The sequence below is a fragment of the Hydrogenophaga sp. genome (assembly GCF_050182545.1).
Classification (GTDB): Bacteria; Pseudomonadota; Gammaproteobacteria; order Burkholderiales; family Burkholderiaceae_C; genus Hydrogenophaga.
Genome location: NZ_JBFXCD010000002.1, coordinates 309,127 through 324,527 on the forward strand (window position 1 = coordinate 309,127; position 15,401 = coordinate 324,527).

Genomic DNA, 15,401 nt, shown 5'->3' on the forward strand with positions numbered 1-15,401 from the left:
CCTGCGGCGGGAGGGGGACGGCGCCTTGGCCCGGCGGAGCCGCGCCTTGGTGCCTCTGGACCATACGCACACGACCGATGCGCGTCACGAGCTTGCCGCAAAATGCCGCATGGTCCGCCCCACCCAACTCCTGCACCCTCCCCGCCCCCTGGCCGCCGTGCGGCCCGCCGCCACCGTGCTGCTGCTGCGCGACAGCACCGATCCGGCGCGCCCCGGCATCGAAGTGCTGATGACGCGCCGCTCCATGACGGCCAGCTTCGCCCCCGGCGCCTACGTGTTCCCTGGCGGCGGCATCGACGCCGCGGACGCCCAGTCCCACGCGATGTCCACGCGGCGTGACACGCAAGGCGACCTGCACCTGACCCAGGCCATTGCCGCCATCCGCGAGAGCTTCGAGGAACTTGGCGTGCTGCTGGCCCACCGGGCCGACGGCACGCCGGTGGACGACAGCGACATCGCCCGGCTGGACCGCAAGGCCCCGTTCGCCGCGCAGTGCCAGGCCCACGGCCTCACGCTCGACGGCGCCGGCGTCTTCGTGCTTGCGCACTGGATCACCGACCGCGACCTGCCGCGCCGCTTCGACGTGCCCTTCCTCGTGGCGCGCATGCCCGACCGCCAGCAACCCGTGGCCGACGAGGCCGAACAATTCGAGCCGGTCTGGGTGCGCCCGGCCGATGCGCTGGAGCGCCACCAGGCCGGCAGCTTCTTCATCATCTTCCCGACCATCCGCACGCTGGAGCGGCTGCAGGCATACCCCACCGTGCAGGCCGTCCTGGACGCCTGCGCCCGCAACGACGAACCGCTGTGGACCAGTTGCCCGCGCGCCGGCCTGACCCACGGCACCGAGTCGCGCCACATGGAGCACGAGCCGCCGTTCGGCGAACTGGCCATGGTCTGCCCCGACGGCCAGATCGTGCACAGCCTGGACTGGCAGCACGAGCAGCCAGTCCAGTTGTTGAAGAACGTGCAACGCCTGACCGCGCCCAACCCCGGCTTCATGACCGGCCCGGGCACCAACAGCTACATCGTGGGCGACCCGGCCAGCGGCCACATCGTGATCGACCCCGGCCCGGACGAACCCGCCCACATCGAACGCCTGTGGCGCGCCGCCGGTGGCCGCGTCCAGGCCATCGTCTGCACCCACTCGCACCCAGACCACTCGCCCGGCGCGCCGCGCCTGCAGCAACTCTGCGTGGCGGCCGGGCTGGAGAAACCGCCCATCCTCGGCCTGCCCAGCGCGCCGACCTCGCGCGAGAACAGCCGCTTCACCCCCGAGCGCGCGCTGGCCGACGGCGAACAGCTCGTGCTGGTCGGCCAATCCGCCGACGGCATGGTCGCGCACACGCTGGAGGTGGTGCACACCCCCGGCCACGCCGCCAACCACCTGTGCCTGGCGCTGGTGGAAGACGGCCTGCTGCTCACCGGCGACCACATCCTCAACGGCAGCACCACCGTGATCGACCCGCCCGACGGCAACATGGGTGCGTACCTGGATTCGCTCGACAAGCTCGATGCGCTCTGCGAGCGCCACGGCATCGAGTTCCTGCTGCCCGCGCACGGCTACGTGCTGGGCGACCTGCGTCGCAGCGCCGACAACCCCAGCGCACCGGCCGAGGGCGGCGCGCGCGCGGCCATCGCCCACCTCAAGGCGCACCGCCTCGCGCGCGAAGCCAAGGTCGCGCGCGCCATGGCGGCCGTGCCCGAAGGCTCCATGGACGACTGGGTAAAGATCGCCTACGACGACGTGCCCGACCGGCTCTGGCCCGTGGCCAAGCGCTCCATGTTGGCGCACGTGGAGCGCATCCAGAGCCTGGGGGGCTTCAACCTCTGAACGCGCCGGAGCTACGCGCCATGCCGAAACCCACCAACCGCTATTCCCGCCTGGCCAAGGCCGCGTCCCATTTTGTGGCCGCCCGCGCGTGTTCACCCTGGCGGTCGCGCTCATCCTGGTGTGGCTCGTCACAGGGCCGCTGTTCGGCTTCAGCGATACGTGGCAACTGGTGATCAACACTGGCACCACCATCATCACCTTCCTGATGGTCTTCCTGATCCAGAACACGCAGAACCGCGACACCCAGGCAATCCAGCTGAAACTGGACGAACTCATCCGCGCCACGCAGGGAGCGCACAACGCGTTGCTCGACCTGGAAGAGCTGGAGGAAGAGGAGCTGGACGCTTTCCGCGTGAAGTACGAGGCGCTGGCCACCGAGGCACGGGCGCTGTTGCAGCGAGGCGAGAAGGACACGGACAGTCCGGAGACTTGAACGGGAGATCGCCATCCCGGATCGGAAATGCCACCATCCCTGGGGGCGGTTGCACCGGCGACAACGACAGCAACAACGCCAGCGACGGGGGAAAAGTGTGAAGCGCGCCGTTACGCCGGATTCTGTGCGTCCGGGTTGCCCCGGACGTGACCGCCATTCATCTGGGCCGGGGGTCGCCCACCCGGCTCGGTGCTACCTACCCGCCAGCTCCGCGGAACCACGTCAACGCTGGCCTATTTGGTATTGCTGCGCGTAGAGATTGCCCGTTTCACCCGCACTGAAGCGGCTCGTCTCTGTTGCTCTGATCCTCACCTTAGGGCCTTGCGGCTTGTCGGTGGAGAGGTGTTACCTCCTACGCTGTCCTGTGCAGTCCGGACGTTCCTCCAGCACACCCTTTCGGGCATCGTGCCAGCGGCGGCCTGGCGCGCTTCACCGGGCGATTATCCCCCGCCCTCAGACCAGGCGCTCGATCCGCCGGTGGCGCCACACCCCGCGGTAGTAGGTGCCCTGCAGCAGCAGCATGGCCACATACGCCACCGGGAACGCCACCCACACGCCCGACAGGCCCAGGTGCGCGTCCAGCACATAGGCGGCCGGCAGCTGGATGCCCAGGATGCAGAAGACCGAGATCGCCATGGGCACCAGCACGTCACCGCTGGCGCGCATGATGCCGCCCACCACCGCCTGGAAGCCGAACACCAGAATGCTCCAGAGCATGATGTGCAGCAGGTGCCCTGCCTGCTCGCGCGCCTCGGGTTGCGTCAGGAACAGGCCCATGAGCGAGTGCGAAAGCAGGTAGCCCAGCAGCACCAGGCTGCCGGTGAGCGCGGCATTGAGCCACAGCCCGGTGCGCAGGATGTCGCCCAGTCGTTCCACGCGACCCGCGCCAATGGATTGCGCCGCCAGGATGGAGGCGGTGATGGCGATCGACAGCGCGGGAAACTGCACGTAGTTCACCACCTGCGTGACCGCGCCATACGCAGCGGTGGCCTGCGACCCGTGGCCGTTCACCAGCGCGAGGATCACCAGCTCGGACACCGAGATCACCACCATCTGCAAGCCGGTCGGCAGCCCGATGCGCATCACCTTGGCCAGGATGGCGCGGTCCAGCCTCAGGGCCTGCAGCAGCTCGCGGTCGAAGGCCAGCACATGCTGGCGCCGCTGGAGGCGCCACACCAGGAAGCCCAGCGCGGCCGCGTACGACACCAACCCCGCATATGCCCCGCTCTGGATACCCAGGCGCGGCAGGCCGAGCCAGCCCTGGATGAGCGCCGGCGTGAGCAGCAGGCCCATCGTGGTGGACAGCAGCAGCGCCAACAGCGGCGAGACGGTGTCGCTCACGCCGCGCAACAGCTGCGTGAACAGGATGAACACCAGCAGCAGCGGCATGATGAGCAGCATCACCCGCGCGTAGGCCACCGCGTCGTCAATCACGTCCACCGGCGTGCCCAGCGCCTGCATGGCCTGCCGCGCGAAGACCAGACCCAGCACCGCGGCCACCAGACCAATGAGCGCGCCCAGTACCAGCGCCGTGCCTGCAATCGTCTTGACCTTGTGAGGCTCGCGCGCTCCCCAGGCCTGGCCGATCAGCACCGAGGCGCCCGCGCCGATGCCGATCACCAGCGAGATGAAGAAGAACACGATGGGAAACATGCCCGAGACCGCCGCCAGCGCCTGCGTGCCCAGCATCTGGCCAATGAAGATGCCGTTGAGCGTGCCCGACAGGCCCTGCAGGATGTTGGACAGCACCATGGGCACGAGGAACACAAGGTAGACGCGCCAGAGCGGGCGCTGGGGAATGTGGGACATGGTGTGAAGGGGAAGACAAAGTCAGGGAATCGCGTCCGGGCATCAGGGCACGGACGCCGAGCCGGCGTCGGCCGACACGAACGCGTCGCGCGCGAGCCAGTTCAGGTGGGCCTGCACGTCCGGCGGCCAGTAGGCGATGCGCCGCGCAAACGCCTCGCCATCGTGCGCGAACAGCGCGCGGGACGCCTCCTCGAAGCCCTCGAACCCGCCGGCGATGGCGCTCATGAAACGGTAGGCCCGCTCGGTTGCCAGCCGCGCGGCGTCGCGCCCGGCGTGGGTGCGGCGCGCCTCCTCCACCAGACGGCGCAGGGCCGCCGATGCGCCGCCCGGCTGCTGCGACAGCCATTCCCAGTGGCGCGGCAGCAGCGTCACTTCGCGCGCCACCACGCCCATGCGGGGGCGGCCCACCTGGGGCGGCGCGGCGGGGGCGGCACGGGCGGGAGCAGGGTCAGCCGGTGGGGCCGAGCCCCATCCCGGCGGCCAGGGGTGGTCCACCTGGGCGCCGGTGGCATCGTCGAACACCAGCAGGCCGCCGGCCGAGAGATCGAGCACGGCCAGCGCCCGCGCCACGTCGTCATAAGGGCCGAAGGCGACGCGCCGGGCGCCCAGGAACGCGGTGCAACGGGGAAGGGTATCGGTGTTCATGCCGCAATTATGCCCGGGTTTAATTGTTTTACCCGGGTTATTTTAAGAGGGCAGCCAGTGCGTGGCGCTTTGACGACAATACGCGGGCCCCGTCACTTGCTTGATCACCACAAGCCGCACGACACATGATCCGCCTCTCCGAACTCAAGCTGCCCCTGGCCGAGCTGCCCGTCGAGCACCGCCGCGCCGCCGACGCGCCCACCGAAACCGAGGACGACCGCCAGCCGCCGCCCCACCCGGTGGCCGCGCTCACGGCGCTTGCCGCGGCCGCCCTGGGCATCGATGCCGCGCAAATCGCCCACCTGCACGTCTTCAAGCGCAGCTTCGACGCGCGCAAGGCCGACTTGCTGGCGGTCTACATCGTGGACGTGGCGCTGGCCGACCCGTCGCAGGAGGCTGCCCTGCTCGCCTCGCACGCCGGCAAGCCCCACGTGCAGCCCACGCCCGACATGGCCTGGCACCCGCCCGGCCGCTCGTCCGCCGGCTGGCCCGCGGACGAGCGCGACCGACCGGTGGTGGTGGGCCTGGGACCCTGCGGCCTGTTCACCGCGCTGGCGCTGGCGCAGATGGGGTTCAGACCCATCGTGCTCGAGCGCGGCAAGCCGGTGCGCGAACGCACGAAGGACACCTGGGGCCTGTGGCGCCGCCATGTGCTCAACCCCGAGAGCAACGTGCAATACGGCGAAGGCGGTGCCGGCCTGTTCTCCGACGGCAAGCTCTACAGCCAGATCAAGGACCCGCGCTACCTGGGGCGCAAGGTCATGCAGGAATTCGTGGACGCGGGCGCGCCCGCCGAAATCCTCTACACCGCGCACCCGCACATCGGCACCTTCAAGCTGGTGCGCGTGGTCGAGGCCATGCGCGAGAAGATCGTCGCGCTCGGCGGCGAGATCCGCTTCCAGCACCAGGTCTGCGGCATCACCCTCGCAGGCGATGGCGATGGCGATGGCGACGCGCAACGGGTCGACGCATTGCAGGTGCGGCGCCTCGACAGCGGCGACACGCTGGACATGCCGGTGCGCCATGTGGTGCTGGCCCTGGGCCACAGTTCGCGCGACACCTTCGCCCTGCTGTGGGACGCCGGCGTGTTCATGGAGGCCAAGCCCTTCTCCATCGGCTTTCGCATAGAGCACCCGCAGGGCGTGATCGACCGCGCGCGCTGGGGCCGCCATGCCGGCCATCCGCTGCTGGGCGCGGCCGACTACAAGCTGGTGCACCACGCGAAGAACGGGCGCGCGGTCTACAGCTTCTGCATGTGCCCGGGCGGCATGGTGGTGGCCGCCACGTCCGAGCCGGGGCGCGTGGTCACCAACGGCATGAGCCAGTACTCGCGCAACGAACGCAACGCCAACGCCGGTCTGGTGGTCGGCATCGAGCCGGCGGACTTCCCGCAGGCCTTCCCGCAAGACCTGCCCGAGTGGACGGCCGCATTCGGTCCGGCCGATGGCGCGCGCTACGCCGACCAGGCCCGCCAGTTCGCGCAGCAGGGCCGGACCCACCCGCTGGCCGGCATCGTGCTGCAGCGCCAGCTCGAGGCGCGTGCCTACCAGCTCGGAGGCGCCACCTACGACGCGCCCGGCCAGCTGGTCGGCGACTTCCTGCAGCAGCGCCCCTCCAGCGCGCTGGGCGAGGTCGAGCCCTCGTACCAGCCCGGCGTGAAACTGGGCGACCTGGCCCCCGCCCTGCCCGGCTACGCCATCGAGGCCATGCGCGAGGCGCTGCCGGTGTTCGGCCGCAAGATCAAGGGCTATGACATGCCCGACGCGGTGCTCACCGGCGTGGAAACCCGCACCTCGTCGCCGCTGCGCCTCACCCGCGGGGAGGACTGCCAGAGCCTGAACACCCGTGGCCTGTACCCGGCCGGCGAAGGCGCGGGCTATGCGGGGGGTATCCTCTCGGCCGGCGTGGACGGGCTCAAGGTGGCCGAGGCCCTGGCGCGCGAACTGCTGCACACCGCCTGAGCGCGACACATCGCACGCGCGTCACACATCTTTACAAGCGCCGCACACAGAGTTGACAGGACCGGCGCAGACTTCAGGCTGTCCACTACAGGAGAACCCCATGAAAACCCCCGTTCTGATTCCCGTGATGACCGGCCTGATCGCACTGGCCGGCTCCGGGCTGGCGCAGGCGCAGGACGAACAGGGCCGCGTCATCAGCAGCACACCCGTGATCCAGCAGGTGGCCGTGCCGCGTGAGGTCTGCAGCGACCAGCAGGTCACCCACCAGGGGCAGAAGTCCGGTGCGGGTGCGCTGCTCGGCGGCATCGCCGGCGGCGCCATGGGCAACGCCATCGGCGACGGCAGTGGCCGGGCGGCGGCCACCGTGATCGGCCTGATCGGCGGCGCCATGCTGGGCAACCGCATCGAAGGCCCGGGCCAGCCGTACACCGAAACCTACCGCCAGTGCGGCACCCAGACCTTCTACGAAAACCGCACCGTGGCCTACGACGTGGTCTACGAGTACGCCGGCCGGCAGTACCGCACGCAGATGCCGCACGACCCGGGCCGCTTCGTGCGCCTGAACGTCACCCCGGCCGACGCCATGCCGCCCCCGCCCGTGACCTACCCCTCGTACCGGCCGCAGACGCAGTACGTCGAGCCCACCACCCGCATCACCATCGGCACCACCTACTACCCGCACCCCGGCACCGTGATGCCCATCCACGGTTATCGCTGGGGCCCGGGTCACCCGCATTACGACAAAAACCACCGCGGCCACAAAGGCCATCGCGATGACGACCGCTGGGAACGCAACCGCTGAGTCAAGGCTCTCAACAAAAAAAAGCGACCCGAGGGTCGCTTTTTTTTTGTGGCCGCAGAAACACCCCTGGAGAGGTGGCGCCGCAGACGGCCTCAGAGGCTTACTGCTGCTGCAAGGCGGCAATGCGCTCCTCGATGGGCGGGTGGGTGCTGAACAGCTTGCCCAGGCTGCCGGTGATGCCCAGCGCCTGCATGGTCTTGGGCAGTTCGCCCGGCGTAAGGCCGCCCAGGCGGGCCAGCGCGTTGATCATGGGCTGCTTGCGCCCCATCAGGCTGGCGGCACCCGCGTCGGCGCGGAATTCGCGCTGGCGGCTGAACCAGGCCACGATGATGGCGGCCAGGAAACCGAGCACGATGTCCATCACGATGGTGGTCACCATGTAGCCGATGCCGGGGCCGGAGTTGCTGTCGCTCCCGCGGCGCAGGAAGCTGTCCACCGCGTAGCCGATGACGCGGCTGAGGAACACCACGAAGGTGTTCATCACACCCTGGATCAGCGTCATGGTGACCATGTCGCCGTTGGCCACGTGCGCCACCTCATGGCCGATCACCGCCTCGACTTCTTCTTTCGTCATGTTCTGCAGCAGGCCCGTGGACACGGCCACCAGCGCCGAGTTCTTGAACGCGCCGGTGGCGAAGGCATTGGGCGCGCCCTCGAAGATGGCGACCTCGGGCATGCCGATGCCAGCCTTGTCGGCAAACTTCTGCACCGTCTGCACGATCCAGGCCTCGTCGGCCGTCTGCGGCTGGTTGATCACGCGCGCGCCGGTGCTGAACTTCGCCATGGGCTTGCTGATGAGCAGCGAGATGATCGCGCCACCGAAACCGATGACGAGCGAGAACCCGGCCAGCGCCGTCATGTTCAAACCATTGGCGGTGAGGAAACGGTCCACGCCCAGGATGCGGGTGGTGATCAACAGCACCGCCATGACGGCGAAGTTGGTCAGAACGAACAGCAGGATGCGCTTCATGTTTTCTCCGTTGGTGCAGCGCCACGTGGGGTGTGGCGACCTGCGATTGCGACCCTTCAAGGGCCTTCCTGGTTCCCGCCCGCGGCGGGTGCCGGCGGATGATACCGAGAACCCAGTATGGGGCTGGCGGCGCCGGATTCAAGCGGCCGGCGCGCGAAATCAGGCGCCGGTGCCCGCACGCTTCGGGCGGAACACCGCCGCGTCGGCGTAGAACGCCGGGTCGTCGTTCGCCGCCCACCAGCCGGGCACGCCCAGCACCGGCAGCGGTGTGAAGGGCTTGGTGGCCAGCAAGGGCGCGCTCAGGTGTTCGCACAGCCAGGCGTCCCACGCCGCCATGTCGCTGCCCAGCGAAGCGGGCACAGGCTCGCGCAGCACATGGGCGGTGATGGACTTGTAGGGCCGCACCAGTTTTTCCAGCAGCGCATGACCGAACAGCACCAGCCGCGCCTGCGCCCACAGCGGGCGCAAGCTGATGAACAGGCGCTGCCAGTCCCGCTCGAGCAACGCCGTCCACAAGGCATCGGGCGCCTGCAACAGGGCGGCGTTTTCGTCGAACAGGGTGAGCGCATCGCGAACCGGTCCGCGCACATCGCGCACGCCGTCGGCGGCGATCTGCGCGGCCTGCAGGCGGTTCAGGCGCTGCTTGGCCAGTGGAAAGCGCAGCCAGCACAGACCGTTGAAGAAATCGTGCAGGTTCTCGCGCGTGGGCACAGAGCCCGTGTCGAAGATGAACTGCTCGTAGGCCACGCCGGCGGGCAGCTCGGCCTGGGGCACGAAGCGCACCGGGCAGGGGCCGCCCGCACCCAGCGCCTGCGGCAGCGGCGCACCACCGGCCAGGGCCTGCGCGACCGCCTCGCCGCCGCCGGCCAACGGCGCGAACCAGGGCGCGCGCCAGTCGGGCGCAGGCTCCCGGGGTGTCAGGCCTGCAGTCGCCAGGGCAGTGCCTCGCCGCCACGCAGCGGCTTGAGCTCGGCCTCGCCGAAGCGGAAGCTCTCCGGGGTGGTCCAGCTCTCGCGCCGCAGCGTGACCGTGCCGCTGTTGCGCGGCAGGCTGTAGAAGGCCGGGCCGTTGAAGCTGGCGAAGGCTTCGAGCTGGTCGAGCGCGCCGACCGAATCAAACGCCTCGGCGTACATCTCGATCGCGGCGTGCGCGGTGTAGCAGCCCGCGCAGCCCGTGGCGTGTTCCTTCAGGTGCGCCGGGTGCGGCGCGCTGTCGGTGCCGAGGAAGAAGCGGTCGCTGCCGCTGGTGGCCGCCGCCACCAGGGCCTGGCGGTGCGTCTCGCGCTTGAGCACGGGCAGGCAGTAGTAGTGCGGGCGGATGCCGCCGGTGAAGATGGCGTTGCGGTTGTAGAGCAGGTGGTGGGCGGTGAGCGTGGCGGCGGTGTGCGGACCGGCCTCGGCCACATACTGCGCGGCCTCCTTCGTCGTGATGTGCTCCATCACGATCTTCAACTCCGGGAAGTCGAGCCGCAGCGGAATCAGCTGCTGTTCGATGAACACCGCCTCGCGATCGAACAGGTCGATGTCGGCCGAGGTGACTTCGCCGTGCACCAGCAGCAGCAGGCCGGCGCGCTGCATGGCTTCGAGCGTCTTGTGTGTCTTGCGGATGTCGGTCACGCCGGCGTCGCTGTTGGTGGTGGCGCCGGCCGGGTAGAGCTTGCAGGCCACCACGCCGGCGTCCTTCGCGCGCGCGATTTCGTCGGGCGGCAGGTTGTCCGTGAGGTACAGCGTCATCAGCGGCTCGAAGGCCACACCTTCGGGCACGGCGGCGCGGATGCGCTCGCGGTAGGCCACGGCCTGGGCCGCGGTGGTCACCGGCGGTTTGAGGTTGGGCATGATGATCGCGCGGCCGAACTGTGCCGCGGTGTGGGGCACCACGGTGTGCAGGGCTTCGCCGTCGCGCACGTGCAGGTGCCAGTCGTCGGGGCGGGTGATCGTGAGGGTATCGGGAGCAGGGGCGGTCATGACCGGATTGTCGCAGCCCCGGCCCGGCGGGACCCGGCGCTCAGGCCGGCACCGTGCCCAGGCTCTCGGCCAGCCGGTTCCAGAACACCTGCACCGCGCGCTTGCCCTTCTGGGCGTCCAGCGGGCGCGCCCGGTAGAGGCGGATGTCCAGCGCGGTCTCCAGCCCGGGGCCGGCCGAGACCAGCTTGCCGGCGGCCAGTTCGTTGCGCACCGCGCTCGCCGGCAGGAAGGCGATGCCATGCCCTTCGAGCGCCATGGCCTTGAGGCCCTCGGCCATGTCGGTTTCGTAGATGCGGTCCAGGTGCACCGGTGGGATGCTCTGCTTGACCATCTGGTCCACTGCGCGGCCCAGATAAGCGCCGGGGGCGTAGCCGAGGTAGGGCAGCGGCTGGCCGGGCTGGCCAGGCAGCGCATGCAGCGGCACGCCCCGGGCATTGGGCTTCGCGTAGGGTCCCAGCAGTTCGCGGCCCAGGGCCAGCATTTCGTAGCGCGTGGCATCGAGCTGGATCGGTTGCGAGGCGTGGTGGTAGGCGATCAGCAGGTCGCAACTGCCTTCGACCAGGCGCAGCACCGCGTCGTGCACATTGAGCGCGATCAGCCGGCTCTTGATCGGCCCGCAGGTCTCGCGCAGGCCCGAGAGCCAGGACGGGAAGAAGGTGAAGGCCAGCGTGTGCGGCACGGCGAACTCGATCACGTCCTGCGCGGCCGCCGTGTGCGCCCGCAGCATGGCGCGCGTGCTCTGCAGGGCCTGCAGCATCTCCAGCGCCTGGGCATACAGGGTCTGGCCGGCGGGGGTCAGGCGGGTGGGGTAGGAAGATCGGTCCACCAGGTCGGTGCCGGCCCAGGCCTCGAGCGACTGGATGCGGCGCGAGAAAGCCGGCTGCGTGACATGGCGCAGCTGGGCCGAGCGGCTGAAGCTTCGCGTTTCAGCGAGGCTGACGAAATCTTCCAACCATTTGGTTTCCATATGGGGGGCGATTATGGCGAGTCGGACTGGCTTTGCTGCAAGGCCCACATGCCGGCATACGTCCCGCCGCGCGCGACCAGCGCCGCATGCGTGCCGCGCTCGACGATCTCGCCGTTGACCAGCACCAGGATCTCGTGCGCATCCACCACGGTGGAGAGCCGGTGCGCGATCACCAGCGTGGTCTTGTTGCGCGCCGCGCTCTTGAGCTCCGCCTGGATCGCGCGCTCATTGGCCGAATCCAGCGCCGAGGTGGCCTCGTCGAAGATCACGATCGGCGGGTTCTTGAGCAGCGTGCGCGCGATCGCCACGCGCTGCTTCTCGCCGCCCGAGAGCTTGAGGCCGCGCTCGCCCACCATGGTGGCGTAGCCCAGTGGCAGGCGTTCGATGAAGCTGTGGATGTGCGCCGCCTGCGCGGCCTGCACCGCGGCCTCGTGCCCGGCGTCGGGGCGGCCGTACAGGATGTTGTATTCGATGGTGTCGTTGAACAGCACCGTGTCCTGCGGCACGATGCCGATGGCCTGGCGCAGGCTGGCCTGCGTCACCTCCCGGATGTCCTGGCCGTCGAGCGTGATCGCGCCCGAGCCGATGTCGTAGAAGCGGTAGAGCAGGCGCGCGAGCGTGCTCTTGCCCGAGCCCGAAGGCCCGACCACCGCCACCGTCTTGCCGGGCGGGATCTCGAAGCTGACGCCGTGCAGGATCTCGCGCGCCGGTTCGTAGGCAAAGTGCACGTCCTCGAACTTCACCGCCGGCGGGCCGGACAGAACGAGCGGCTGCGCACCGGGCGCGTCGGCGATCTCGCGTTCCTTCTCCAGCAGCACGAACATCTTGTCCAGGTCGGTCAGGCTCTGCTTGATCTCGCGGTACAGCACGCCCAGGAAGCCGAGCGGGATGTAGAGCTGGATCATGAAGGCGTTGACCATCACCAGGTCGCCCAGCGTGAGTTCGCCGCTGACCACACCCTGCGTGGCGCGCCAGAGCATCAGCACCAGCGCGATCGCGATCACCAGTTGCTGGCCCGCGTTGAGCAGGGAGAGCGTGGTCTGGCTCTTGATGCGCGCGCGCCGCAGCTTCTCCAGCGCCTCGTCGTAGCGCCGCGCCTCGAAGTCTTCGTTGTTGAAGTACTTGACCGTCTCGTAGTTCAGCAGCGAGTCGATGGCGCGGCTCTGGCTGGTGGACTCCAGCTCGTTCATCTGGCGCCGGAACTTCGTGCGCCACTCGGTCACGACCACCGTGAAGGTCACGTACAGCACCAGCGCCACGAGCGTGATCCACACATAGCCCATGTCGAACTTCGTGCCCAGAAGGGTGAGCACCATGGCCACCTCGATCAGCGTGGGAAAGATGCTGTAGAGCGAGTACGAGATCAGCGACTGCACGCCGCGCGTGCCGCGTTCGATGTCGCGCGTCATGCCGCCGGTCTGGCGTTCCAGGTGAAAGCGCAGGCTCAGCGCATGCAGGTGGCCGAACACCTGCAGCGCGATGCTGCGCGTGGCGCCTTCGGTGGCCTTGGCAAACACGAGTTCGCGCAGTTCGGTGAACACGCTGGTGGACAGGCGCAGCAGACCGTAGGCCAGCAACAGGCCCAGCGGCACCACCAGCAGCGATTCCACGCTGCCCGGTTTGATGGTCATGGCGTCGACCAGCTCCTTGAGCAGCAACGGCACGCCCACGTTGGCCATCTTCGCGCCCACCATGAAAGCCAGCGCCAGCACCACGCGCAGCTTGTACTGCCACAGGTAGGGCAGCAGGCGCCCGAGCGTGACCCAGTCCGAGCGTTGCGCCGGCGGCTGGGCACCGGGCGCCGCGGGACTGGCGGGCAGTGCGATGGAGGAACGGGCGGAGGAGTCGGGGCGCATGCGGGAGAATCGGACGTCGTCGTCCACAGATTGTGCCCATGTCACCCGAATCAAGCCCGAACCCCGAAACCACCCTGCCGCAGGACCGCGAGCTGGTGCTCAAGGTCATCCCCATGCCGGCCGACTGCAACGCCAACGGGGACATCTTCGGTGGCTGGGTCATGGCCCAGGTCGACCTGGCCGGCGCGGTGCTGCCCGCGCGCTACGCACGCGAGCGCATGGCCACGGTGGCGGTGAACCAGTTCGTGTTCAAGCAGCCGGTGCGCGTGGGCGACATCCTGAGCTTCTTTGCCCACATCACGCGCGTGGGCCGCACCTCGGTCACGGTGCAGGTCGAGGTGTTCGCCGAACGCTTCTCGACCCAGGGCCAGTACCTGAAGGTGACCGAGGCGAGCCTGACCTACGTGGCGATCGACGACAACGGCCGGCCCAAACCGATCGCGCGCGAGAACGACAGCCCGCCCGGCGCGGCGGGCTGAGGCAAGCCTCAGGCCGCCGGCCAGCGCGCGCGCCAGCTGGCGTAGATGCGCGCGGCCAGCGCCTCGCTGCCGGCCTGGTGCACGCGGGTGGCGGCGTGCATGCCCGCCGGGTCCTGCACGCTGTCGCGGTGCAGCAGCACATGCACCGGGTAGGCCTCGCCAGGGTGCTCCAGCCAGGCGGCGATCTTGGCCGGCGTGATCTCGATGTGGAACTGCATGGCCAGGTGCGGCCCCAGCGCAAATGCCTGGTGCGCGCAGGTGGGTGACGAGGCCAGCACCTCGGCCCCCGGCGGCAGCGCCACGAAGCTGTCCTGGTGCCACTGGAAGACCGTGGGTGCGGCGTCGTCACCGAACCAGGCGCGCGCCGCCGCGCTGCCGTTGTGCGCCATCGGCCACCAGCCCACCTCGGGCTGGGGCAGGCGTTCCACCCGCCCGCCCAACGCCCGCGCCATCAATTGCCCGCCCAGGCAATGCCCGATCACGGGAATGCCCAGCGCGTCGGCCTCCCGGATCAGGGCCTCGGCCTGGCGCAGCGTGGGGCGCTCGTCGTTGGCGCTCCAGGCACCCCCCAGCACGGCCAGGCCACGGTAGCCGCGCACCGCGGCCGGGTAGTCCTCGCCGGCCTCGGCGCAGCGCAGGTGCCACCGGATGCCCTGCGCATCGAGCCACTGCCCCAGGTAGCCAGGACCGTCCTCGAAAAGGTGTTGCAGCACCAGCACCTCGGCCGGCGTGTGGAAGTCGCATGCGCTCATGCCGCCATCATAGGAAGCGGCCCATCAGAACGGCGCGCCGCGCACGAAGCGCGCGATGCCCTCCACCATCGCCGCCTCCTGGCCGACAAAGCCATGTGGCGTCCGGCCTTCGCAGGCCTCGAGCCCGCGCGGCGCCTGCTGCGCCGGGCCGCCGGTCATGTTGGCCACCTGCTGGCGCGGGCCCCGGGTGCGGGCGACGATGCGCCCCATCTCGCCGGGCGGTGAGCGCACGCAAGTGTCGCTGGCGTGGCCCAGCACCAGCACGGGCTGGCGGATGTCTTCCAGCGGCAGGTCGAACACCGAATGCGCCACCCAGTCTTTCTTCATACCTGCCTGGCCGGCCATCAGCGCCGAGGTCAGCACCAGGCCGTCGGGCGCGGCCGCCCCGCTCAGGCGCGACGCGGCGTTCACGGCCGAAATGGCCCCGCGGCTGGTGCCCACCACCCAGACCGCGCCGCCCGTGCGTGCGCGCAAGGTGGTGATGAGCCGGCCCAGGTCCTGCGCGTGCTGCGGCGCGATGCGGTAACCGCCCAGGCCGTCCTCGCCCTGCCAGTCAGAGGGTGCGTCCACCAGCGCCGTGCCCAAGCCGGACGCGCCGAACAGCGGCACGGAGCGCACCAGCGAGTTGCCCTTGAGCTGGCGCGCGCAGCCCTTGTCGTCCAGGTCGATGTGTCCGTGTCCACCGGGCAGCAGCAACAGCGTGACCGGCGCACCGGACGCAGGCGGCCGCACAGCCATGCGCGTGCTGCTGCCCTCGCGGGTCACCACAGAAACCACCTCGCCACAGACACCACCGCCGGGCACGGCCTGCGCCCATGCGGCGGCGGCGGTTGCCATGGCCATCAGAAGCGGGATCGGAAACATCAAACGGCTTGACATGCCATGGGCTCCTGGCAACGGGACCCGGCGAACCGGGCGAACGCGCAAGCGTA

14 protein-coding genes and 1 other RNA gene are annotated in these 15,401 nt (G+C 69.6%); 5 read left to right on the plus strand and 10 right to left on the minus strand.

Annotated features, from left to right (window positions below; genetic code table 11):
* Positions 1-109 precede the first annotated feature (109 nt).
* Positions 110-1,831, plus strand: coding sequence for an MBL fold metallo-hydrolase (locus tag AB7P10_RS03535; protein ID WP_428292457.1), 1,722 nt, complete (start codon positions 110-112; stop codon positions 1,829-1,831).
* Positions 1,832-1,919: 88 nt separating this feature from the next.
* Positions 1,920-2,264 carry a low affinity iron permease family protein gene (locus AB7P10_RS03540; protein ID WP_428292458.1) on the plus strand — a complete coding sequence of 115 codons (345 nt, stop codon included), beginning with the start codon at positions 1,920-1,922 and terminating at the stop codon, positions 2,262-2,264.
* A gap of 95 nt (positions 2,265-2,359) precedes the next feature.
* On the opposite strand, the gene rnpB is transcribed toward AB7P10_RS03540, so the two are convergent.
* The 3 genes from rnpB to AB7P10_RS03555 all read right to left on the minus strand — a co-directional run bounded on the left by rnpB (position 2,360) and on the right by AB7P10_RS03555 (position 4,718).
* Positions 2,360-2,695: RNase P RNA component class A (rnpB, locus tag AB7P10_RS03545), an RNA gene on the minus strand.
* Between the two features lie 22 nt (positions 2,696-2,717).
* Positions 2,718-4,073, minus strand: coding sequence for an MATE family efflux transporter (locus tag AB7P10_RS03550; protein ID WP_428292459.1), 1,356 nt, complete (start codon positions 4,071-4,073; stop codon positions 2,718-2,720).
* Between the two features lie 42 nt (positions 4,074-4,115).
* Positions 4,116-4,718: a DUF2239 family protein gene (locus AB7P10_RS03555; protein ID WP_428292460.1), complete on the minus strand. Its 603-nt coding sequence runs from the start codon at positions 4,716-4,718 to the stop codon at positions 4,116-4,118.
* A 125-nt stretch (positions 4,719-4,843) separates the two neighbouring features.
* Here AB7P10_RS03555 and AB7P10_RS03560 point away from each other — a divergent pair, with 125 nt between their 5' ends.
* Positions 4,844-6,679 (plus strand): NAD(P)/FAD-dependent oxidoreductase, encoded by a 1,836-nt coding sequence (locus AB7P10_RS03560; RefSeq protein WP_428292461.1) that lies wholly within the window; start codon positions 4,844-4,846, stop codon positions 6,677-6,679.
* A 100-nt stretch (positions 6,680-6,779) separates the two neighbouring features.
* Positions 6,780-7,481, plus strand: a complete 702-nt coding sequence (locus AB7P10_RS03565; protein WP_428292462.1) for a glycine zipper 2TM domain-containing protein — start codon at positions 6,780-6,782, stop codon at positions 7,479-7,481.
* Positions 7,482-7,581: 100 nt separating this feature from the next.
* Here the strand turns inward: AB7P10_RS03565 and htpX are convergent, their stop codons facing one another.
* The 5 genes from htpX to AB7P10_RS03590 all read right to left on the minus strand — a co-directional run bounded on the left by htpX (position 7,582) and on the right by AB7P10_RS03590 (position 13,238).
* Positions 7,582-8,451 (minus strand): protease HtpX, encoded by an 870-nt coding sequence (gene htpX / locus AB7P10_RS03570; RefSeq protein WP_428292463.1) that lies wholly within the window; start codon positions 8,449-8,451, stop codon positions 7,582-7,584.
* A 159-nt stretch (positions 8,452-8,610) separates the two neighbouring features.
* A complete protein-coding gene (locus AB7P10_RS03575; RefSeq protein ID WP_428292464.1) occupies positions 8,611-9,321 on the minus strand; it encodes a DUF3025 domain-containing protein in 711 nt (236 codons plus the stop codon).
* Between the two features lie 47 nt (positions 9,322-9,368).
* Positions 9,369-10,415 (minus strand): dihydroorotase, encoded by a 1,047-nt coding sequence (gene pyrC / locus AB7P10_RS03580; RefSeq protein ID WP_428292465.1) that lies wholly within the window; start codon positions 10,413-10,415, stop codon positions 9,369-9,371.
* A 40-nt stretch (positions 10,416-10,455) separates the two neighbouring features.
* Positions 10,456-11,382 carry a LysR substrate-binding domain-containing protein gene (locus AB7P10_RS03585; RefSeq protein ID WP_428292466.1) on the minus strand — a complete coding sequence of 309 codons (927 nt, stop codon included), beginning with the start codon at positions 11,380-11,382 and terminating at the stop codon, positions 10,456-10,458.
* An 11-nt stretch (positions 11,383-11,393) separates the two neighbouring features.
* Positions 11,394-13,238, minus strand: coding sequence for an ABCB family ABC transporter ATP-binding protein/permease (locus AB7P10_RS03590; protein ID WP_428292467.1), 1,845 nt, complete (start codon positions 13,236-13,238; stop codon positions 11,394-11,396).
* Between the two features lie 38 nt (positions 13,239-13,276).
* Here AB7P10_RS03590 and AB7P10_RS03595 point away from each other — a divergent pair, with 38 nt between their 5' ends.
* A complete protein-coding gene (locus AB7P10_RS03595) occupies positions 13,277-13,717 on the plus strand; it encodes an acyl-CoA thioesterase (protein ID WP_428292468.1) in 441 nt (146 codons plus the stop codon).
* Between the two features lie 8 nt (positions 13,718-13,725).
* Here the strand turns inward: AB7P10_RS03595 and AB7P10_RS03600 are convergent, their stop codons facing one another.
* Positions 13,726-14,469 (minus strand): type 1 glutamine amidotransferase, encoded by a 744-nt coding sequence (locus AB7P10_RS03600; RefSeq protein WP_428292469.1) that lies wholly within the window; start codon positions 14,467-14,469, stop codon positions 13,726-13,728.
* A 24-nt stretch (positions 14,470-14,493) separates the two neighbouring features.
* Positions 14,494-15,348, minus strand: coding sequence for a hypothetical protein (locus AB7P10_RS03605; protein WP_428292470.1), 855 nt, complete (start codon positions 15,346-15,348; stop codon positions 14,494-14,496).
* Positions 15,349-15,401: the final 53 nt, after the last annotated feature.

Coding starts and splice junctions, on each gene's coding strand:
- AB7P10_RS03535 (WP_428292457.1), top strand. CDS start 110: ATGGTCCGCCCCACCCAACTCCTGCACCCTCCCCGCCCCCTGGCCGCC.
- AB7P10_RS03550 (WP_428292459.1), bottom strand. CDS start 4,073: ATGTCCCACATTCCCCAGCGCCCGCTCTGGCGCGTCTACCTTGTGTTC.
- AB7P10_RS03555 (WP_428292460.1), bottom strand. CDS start 4,718: ATGAACACCGATACCCTTCCCCGTTGCACCGCGTTCCTGGGCGCCCGG.
- AB7P10_RS03560 (WP_428292461.1), top strand. CDS start 4,844: ATGATCCGCCTCTCCGAACTCAAGCTGCCCCTGGCCGAGCTGCCCGTC.
- AB7P10_RS03565 (WP_428292462.1), top strand. CDS start 6,780: ATGAAAACCCCCGTTCTGATTCCCGTGATGACCGGCCTGATCGCACTG.
- htpX (WP_428292463.1), bottom strand. CDS start 8,451: ATGAAGCGCATCCTGCTGTTCGTTCTGACCAACTTCGCCGTCATGGCG.
- pyrC (WP_428292465.1), bottom strand. CDS start 10,415: ATGACCGCCCCTGCTCCCGATACCCTCACGATCACCCGCCCCGACGAC.
- AB7P10_RS03585 (WP_428292466.1), bottom strand. CDS start 11,382: ATGGAAACCAAATGGTTGGAAGATTTCGTCAGCCTCGCTGAAACGCGA.
- AB7P10_RS03590 (WP_428292467.1), bottom strand. CDS start 13,238: ATGCGCCCCGACTCCTCCGCCCGTTCCTCCATCGCACTGCCCGCCAGT.
- AB7P10_RS03595 (WP_428292468.1), top strand. CDS start 13,277: ATGTCACCCGAATCAAGCCCGAACCCCGAAACCACCCTGCCGCAGGAC.
- AB7P10_RS03600 (WP_428292469.1), bottom strand. CDS start 14,469: ATGAGCGCATGCGACTTCCACACGCCGGCCGAGGTGCTGGTGCTGCAA.
- AB7P10_RS03605 (WP_428292470.1), bottom strand. CDS start 15,348: ATGTCAAGCCGTTTGATGTTTCCGATCCCGCTTCTGATGGCCATGGCA.